The 6,897-nt window shown below is 61.1% G+C and carries 6 protein-coding genes and 2 pseudogenes; 1 reads left to right on the top strand and 7 read right to left on the bottom strand.

The features are described from left to right. From JYJ84_RS38385 to JYJ84_RS24395, 6 genes and pseudogenes are all read right to left on the bottom strand, one after another. A pseudogene (locus tag JYJ84_RS38385) lies at positions 1-179 on the bottom strand (biphenyl 2,3-dioxygenase); the annotation flags it as partial. Positions 180-530: 351 nt separating this feature from the next. After that, a complete protein-coding gene (locus JYJ84_RS24415; RefSeq protein ID WP_175219639.1) occupies positions 531-1,367 on the bottom strand; it encodes an FkbM family methyltransferase in 837 nt (278 codons plus the stop codon). A 135-nt stretch (positions 1,368-1,502) separates the two neighbouring features. Continuing rightward, positions 1,503-1,640 (bottom strand): annotated as a pseudogene (locus tag JYJ84_RS24410) (VapC toxin family PIN domain ribonuclease); the annotation flags it as partial. A gap of 38 nt (positions 1,641-1,678) precedes the next feature. Then, positions 1,679-3,235, bottom strand: coding sequence for a glycosyl hydrolase family 28-related protein (locus JYJ84_RS24405; RefSeq protein WP_122947167.1), 1,557 nt, complete (start codon positions 3,233-3,235; stop codon positions 1,679-1,681). Between the two features lie 161 nt (positions 3,236-3,396). Next, entirely contained in the window at positions 3,397-3,612 is a 216-nt protein-coding gene (locus tag JYJ84_RS24400) for a hypothetical protein (RefSeq protein WP_175219641.1), read from the bottom strand. A 516-nt stretch (positions 3,613-4,128) separates the two neighbouring features. Next, entirely contained in the window at positions 4,129-4,782 is a 654-nt protein-coding gene (locus tag JYJ84_RS24395) for a hypothetical protein (RefSeq protein WP_122947168.1), read from the bottom strand. A gap of 1,029 nt (positions 4,783-5,811) precedes the next feature. Here JYJ84_RS24395 and JYJ84_RS24390 point away from each other — a divergent pair. Then, entirely contained in the window at positions 5,812-6,522 is a 711-nt protein-coding gene (locus JYJ84_RS24390) for a lysozyme inhibitor LprI family protein (protein WP_174961474.1), read from the top strand. Positions 6,523-6,576: 54 nt separating this feature from the next. Here JYJ84_RS24390 and JYJ84_RS24385 read toward each other — a convergent pair. Next, on the bottom strand, positions 6,577-6,897 hold a 321-nt coding region (locus JYJ84_RS24385), incomplete at its 5' end, for an SDR family NAD(P)-dependent oxidoreductase (RefSeq protein ID WP_205189557.1).

The raw sequence follows: 6,897 nt of genomic DNA, 5'->3' as shown, positions 1-6,897 counted from the left end.
CGGTCGGCCTGGCCGGGGACGATCACGTAGCGGAAATCGCGTTCGTCCATCTTCAGGTACAACGCGCCGCCAGGCGCGTCGATCGCCTGCATGCCCAGCACGTCTTCCGCATAGCGGCGCCACGCGTCGACGCGGGTCGCCTCGACGACCACATAGCCGAGTGCACGGACATCGATCATGTCGGCCTCCTCCTCGTTCAGAATCCGTTGTTCGTGAAAGGATTCTGGCCGGTCGGGGATGGCGTCACATCGTCTGTTGGGACGAGAGGCAGCGGGGAACGGGACGTTCGCGAAAGCCCGGCGGGACGGCGCGGGCATGCGGGAGGGCCGGGAAAACCCGGACGGATTGCCGCCGGGTTGTGGCTGGATTCTTGCGAACCGGTAACGGGATCAGTTCAGCGACTGTCTGCCCCGGGCATTCGCAGCGGCAGGAAGGTCATCGCACGCACAGCAGCGGTGCGGCATTCGATACGCATCCGGCGGTCGACACGGGGAGCCGGCGGCGCAATGCCGGGATCCCCGTGCTGCGGTTCACGCCGGCGCGAACCGCACGCGCCGCCGCGTATCCGGATCGACGCACACGCCTTCGTTGTCCGGCGTCACTTCGACGAGCCCATGCATTTCGCCGCGTTCGCGTGGAATGCACACGAGGTCGAACGACCAGATGCCGTCGAACACGTTCTCGGGATTGCCGAGGAAATTGAGGCGGTTGAACACCGGCGTGATGAAATACCAGACGCGGTAATCAAGCGCCGCGAAGCACTCGAGGAACGCCTTCGAGCCGTCACCCGTGTAGTGATTGAAGTATTCCAGATAGACGATCGGACGATGCCGGCGGAGTGTGTCGCTCGCGCCGCGGATCAGGTTCGGCTCGAAACCTTCGACGTCGGCCTTCAGGAAATCGACCCGCGGCAAGTCGAGCGAGTCGAGTGTGCGCAGCGGGACCGGTTCGGTGTCGCGATTCGCGCCGAGCAGCGACGACGCGCCAAAGTTGTTCGGCGAACGCGGATCGAAGACCGGAAAGGCCACCGTGCCTTCCGCATCGCCGACCGCGCACTGCAGCGCGCGGACGTTCAAGCGCTGGTTCAGCGCGAGATTCGCACAGAGCAACTGGAACGTATGACGCTGCGGCTCGAGCGCATACACGGTGCCGCGCTCCCCGACCGCTCGCGACAGCATCACCGTGTGCGAGCCGAGATTCGCACCGGCCTCGACGACCGTGTCGCCTTCACGGACCACTTGCGCGAAGAGGAACGACTCGGGCTCGGACCACTCGCCGTACAACGACAGGCTGCGCCCCACAAATTCGTCATTCGAATTGAACAGCATCGTGCCGTATCGGCATCGTTGTTGTGCATAGAGCGTCATCGCGTCCCCGTTCGTTTTGGTTGGTCTGGTTTTCGCGCGATTATACGGGGCAAAAAGAAGCGGTTCGGGCAGGCCGCTCGACGGTCTTGCGAAACGCCTGCATGCGGCGGACGACAGCCGATGACCGCCGCGCGGCTAGTCGAACGGATTCAGCAACCGCACGCCGGTGCGCGAGAAATCGTCGACGTTGCGCGTGACCACGGTGAGATCGTTGATCAGCGCGGTGGCCGCGATCAGCTGGTCGAGATCGTGCGTCGGATCGGGTACGCGCAGCCGAGCGCAAAACCCGCAGGGATCTTCTTCCGCACGGCTCAATACCCCTCCACCTTGAAAGAGAACGTGAGCGCCGCATCCGGCGATCCCGACGTGATCGTCACGGCCTTGTTCGTCGCCGACACCCAAAATGGAACCGCAGCCGTCGTCGGCGTAGCCTGGACGCTGACGACGGCATGCGGAAACCCCGCCGTCGTATTGCCTTGATAGGTAGGGAATGTGAATGAACCACTCTTCGCGCCCGCCGGGATCGTGATCTGCCCGGCCTGCGTGATCTTCCCTGAATTGTCGACCTGGACATATCCGGGTGGGCTCTTCGTGAAATAGAACTGCCTCATCCCGGCCGGCGCATTGTCCTCACTCCACCAGAGTGTGGATCCGGGATCGACCGTCGGCATCGCTTGCGAGTTCTCGGCGTCGTACCAGACGATATTGTTTCCCACCGCAGGATAGGCGAGCGGCTTACCGGACGCGTCAACCCCCTGCGAATAAACCCCACCCTGGTTGCCGTGCTGGCTGCCCCCCGTGCCCACCAGATAGAACGTGTTGTGACGCGTATTGGCATACGGCGACGAATTCGAGCCATTCAGCACGAGCCCTTTCGCTGTTCCATTCTTCGCGTTGTATAGATTGATCACGTCAAACCGTTCGCTGTCGTCTCCATTCAGCACGACACCCGGCGAGTTGAAATAAACGGCTTGAATCAGGAAGAAGTGATTCCAGCAGGCATTGTGATCGTAGGCACTGTGCGTGATCAGCACCGACCCATCGGTCGGAAGCGTTTGATACCCGGAAATATTGTAGAAAATGTTTCCGGTGACGTCCGAGTTCTCCGTTGCCGCCGGCGAAATATCCGTCTGCACAAAGGCAGTCGCCCAGTGGGCTGCACGAATGTCGTAAGTCCCGTACCGGGCTGAAATCAGATTGACAGCGATACCGCCACGGGAATTATTGCCATCCCAGAATATCCCCATGACGCTGTTGTCTTCGGTCTTCTGATCACGGGACGGGGTGATCGTCAGCGCAGTGCCCCCCTTCGGGCCGACCCAGCGATTGATCGTCGTCGCGTTGATAGTCGGCGCATTGTCGTTGTATCCGCCGCCTCCCGCGCCGACCAGCTTCACGGCCGGGCAGTTGATCGTCACGTTGTGATCCCAGAGAAACGTGCCCGGGGGCTCATACACGGTCTTTTGTGACCGCGACGCACACGCGTAGTTGATCGCATTCTGAATCGCGGTCGCGCTCGGTCGTGTGCCGGTCGGGTCCGCACCGAATGCGATCACCGAAATTTTCTGTTCCCGCAGAATCGCCTGCAACGCGCGATCGCTTTCGCCCACACCACCGAAGTTGAACAGCAGCGACGGATTCGATGTCGACGCAGCAAGCGACGTGAACGCGCCAGAACTCGGACGCGAATTGCCGATCGTCGCGCCGTTGATCGCGCCACCCTGAATTGCTGCATTCTGGTGTGCACTGTTGAGCTGGGTGGCGGAAGGAACTTGCCCAGGCACACCCTGTGCATACGCTGGATCGAACACGGCCGCTGCAACCAGGAGGCCCGTGATGCTGCAAAGCCTCGTGCGGAGAATTGTCATGCTGGTTTTGCTCCTTGTTGCGAGCCGCTCGGTGCCGCCCAAACGACGCGCTGCACTGCTTGAATGGTTGTTGCCATGTTCACCGGATCAGTCAATGCCGCGAGTGGCCCGTTTGACCCGGCAATCTCGATCGAGTCGCCTGGGCCGATCACTTCGCTGGCTCATACCCGGTCCTGCCAGACGTCGTCGGCGAAAACATCAACGGCCGGATTCGCGAGACTGCCGTTATAGATCACGATGCGCGCGCTCGGTGCCTGAATCGATGCGCGTTGCGGAAGCGTCACCACGCCAGGGGCGATCCGAAGAACGAGATCAGATCTCCGGATCGGCGACGCCATCAGTTGCCCGAATGCTGAATTGTACGGAAAGAAGCCCACATCGTTTCCCTACACTCCCCGCACATATGCCGTCGATGCAGCATTGTTGCTGCTATCCCCGTGGCTTGCCCTCCCGACCTGGAAACGCCCGTCAGGATTCCAGCGCGCACTGGCAAACAAGGTGTTCAACGCCCTCAACACCTGGTTGCAAGTCGCCTGGCCGTGCGCTACCCCGACAGCCGTCAGGATACTGATCAGCGTCTCTTGAACCTGGTTGAGCCAATCGGCGTCAACGATGGTTACGGCCTGCCCAGTAGTGGAATCGCCTCCAGGGAAATGATCCGGCCGGTGCCGGAACCGGAAGCGCCGTGACGGCCGTAGAACGACGTCCGATCGGCTGGTCACCCCATCCGGTGAAGGCACGCGCAAACCGCTGCGGGGCGGCTGCCTTCACCGCCCCCGCGCGCCGCGCTCGCGACGGTCGTCAGTTGCCGCCGTTGCCGGCACCCGTTGTGCCGCCCGTCTCGGCGATGCCGGCCATCCCCCGCCCGGCACACGCAACGGGAACGCAACCGCTCAGAACCGATACGAAATCCCGATCTGCAAAACGGGGTACCACCGATAGCGCGACATCACCTGCCGCAGCGAATCCAGCCCGCTCGAGACCAGGAGCTGGCTCTTCGCCGGCCCGGCCGCGGCCGCCAGTTCCGGCGACAGCGTGTACGAACACTTCGGTATCCCGTACGCAACGCCGAGATCGGCGACGAATCCCAGCCCTTTCGACGCCGGCCGATGCCCGTAGCCGATCCCGACGTACGGCATCACGGTCGGATAGCGCGCTTCCGCCACCGCGTACATCCCCGGCATCGCCGGATAGCGCTTGCCGCCGAACACATAGGTGCCGTCGGTCGGCACCGATACGCCGCGGATATCGTCGTCGTTGAAGCGCATCCCGAGCGTCGCCCGGAAGCCGCTGCCGTGCCACGGAAAGATGTCCGCGTACAGGCCGCCCTGACGCAGCTTCAGGTCGTCCTGATAGCGATTGCCGGCCACCGTGAAGTCATGCGAAAGATCGATCGCATTGAAGTCCGCATGTGCACCCAGTATCGAATTGAAGCTCACGGCTGCGCCGATACCGACGCCCTGTGTGCCGCCTTGCAGGTATATCTCCTGCGCGTGCGCGCTCGCGGCCCACATCACCGCGACCGCTGCCCATTGGTTCACCGTCATTTTCACGGGCGCCTCCCCCGACTTGTGCCGGGCGCGCCTCGCCAACGCATGCGGCCTGCGCCGTCCTGCGTGATGCGAACCCCGACACGACACCTTGCAAGCACGCTTGCTGTTCTACGGATCGGGAACGCGTTGCCCCGTGCGCATGACCGATACGACATGCGCGGCATGTACGCCGCCCCACGCGGCGCCCGCGGCCCGATCCGATTCCCCGTTTGTTTCGATGCCGTTGCATGCCGACGATGCGTTCATCGTTGTTGCCCATTTCGTTTGCACCGGCGGCACCGGGTCAACCGCAAAGCGCGTGCCATGCGGCGCAAACCGACGCGGGACAAGCGTCACCGCAAAACACGGACGTTCACGCGGGTTGTAATTGGAGGAAATGTTTCAGGCGCGCATCCTTATTCGGCGGACGACGCCGGGACACGCGATCCGACATGTCGTGCATCGGTGCCGCAATGCGTGCCGAACGAGGCGGGATGGCCTTCAGCGCATGCGTGTCGCCGTTGTCGTCGAGCGCGTGCGGCGCAATGCATTGAAGAATGCGTTGCAAGAATGTGACCTCGTGCCGGTCGTGTGTGAAGCCGCTGCGCGATCGCGAGTGGCAATACAGGGTGAATACCGATGGTGGCGAGTATCTCTTATTTGAATGCGACTGAGACGCGCCGATTCATTGGCTTTCTAGATCACCACCCGAACGGAGCTGCTTGGTACAATCCATCGACCAAGACCAAGCCGATTTATAAATCAATCCGGCCACCGGAAAATTGCAGACGAGGCATCTCACCTCGAATATCCGCGCCAACCATCGGTAATTTATAAGACAAATCGTCTAGCGGGGGAACAGTGAAACACATCGCAATTCTTTTGTTGGTTGCAGCCACTGTCGCTGGTTGCAATTCGAAACAATCCGACAACAGCACTCAGTCGTCAGCGACGAGTCCCAGCACATCAAGCGATACTTCCACACCACAGCAACCACCTCCAGTGGTAGCCCCTGCGCCTCCGCCCCCTTCACACAACTATGCAATGAGCCAAGACGGCACGTATGGTTACGAGCCTGCGCTTAGTGAAGATGACGTGAGATCAGGAAAAGCCACGAAGGCGCTTGTCATGATGCGCTACGTTGGCCTCAGGGATGGCAGCTATATTCTGCTCCTGGTCGATGAAGACAATCCGAATATTTCGAATCGCATTACTTGTTCGCCCCCGTGCAATTTCGCCAAGTCGCAAACCATGGCCGGCGATTCGATTATTAAAACTGAAACCGTACGGGTTGTACCCAATTCCCTAATCGGAGCGATGATCGAAGACGCGATGTCAGGGCAACTGACACCCTATGGTCAGCGCACGGCAACGTTGAACCAACCTCAAGAGTCAGCCACACAATCGAGCTTGCCTGCTGCTCCGCCGGTGTCAAATCAATCCGCAAGCGATGCCGCAGCTTCCCCGCTGCAACAAACAAGTTTCGACTGTGCCAAAGCCAAATCCATTCCGGAATTTCTGATCTGTCACGATCCCGATCTTGCAGCTTCAGATCGGGATCTTGCCGCGACGTACCAACAGGCGAAAGATGCCGTCATCGACAAGACTGCCTTTGTCGAACGGACGCGCAAACAGTGGAATTTTCGCGAGAAGAATTGTCGCGACAAGGACTGTCTGACATCGTGGTACGCGTACCAGAAGCGCGTTCTGACGAAGATCGCTCAAACCGGCGATGTCAACGTTCAAGACAACTGACACGACTCAAGCGACGCTGAAGCCTGCTCATTCGAGCAGGCTTTTTGTCCCCCGTCACAGCCCATACCCGCCCGAAACATTCAACTGCTGCCCCGTAATGTAATTGGCCCGGTCCGACGCCAGAAACACCGCCGCCCGCCCGACGTCGTGCGCCTTCCCCCAGCGCTTGAGCGCGAGCATCTTCTGCGTCTCGTCGATCCAGGCCTGGTCGAACTGCCCCTGTTCGAGCAACACCGGAAACATCCCGGCCTCGATCACGCCGACCAGGATCGAATTCGCGCGAATGTCGTAACGCCCTTCCTCGCGCGCCAGCCCCTTGACCAGTGCCTCGTTCGCCGCCTTCGGCGCGACCGACAGCCCGTCGCGGTCGGGCCA

The organism is Burkholderia sp. LMG 13014, from assembly GCF_905232215.1.
Taxonomy (GTDB): domain Bacteria; phylum Pseudomonadota; class Gammaproteobacteria; order Burkholderiales; family Burkholderiaceae; genus Burkholderia.
This window is presented reverse-complemented; position numbering and strand designations above follow the sequence as displayed.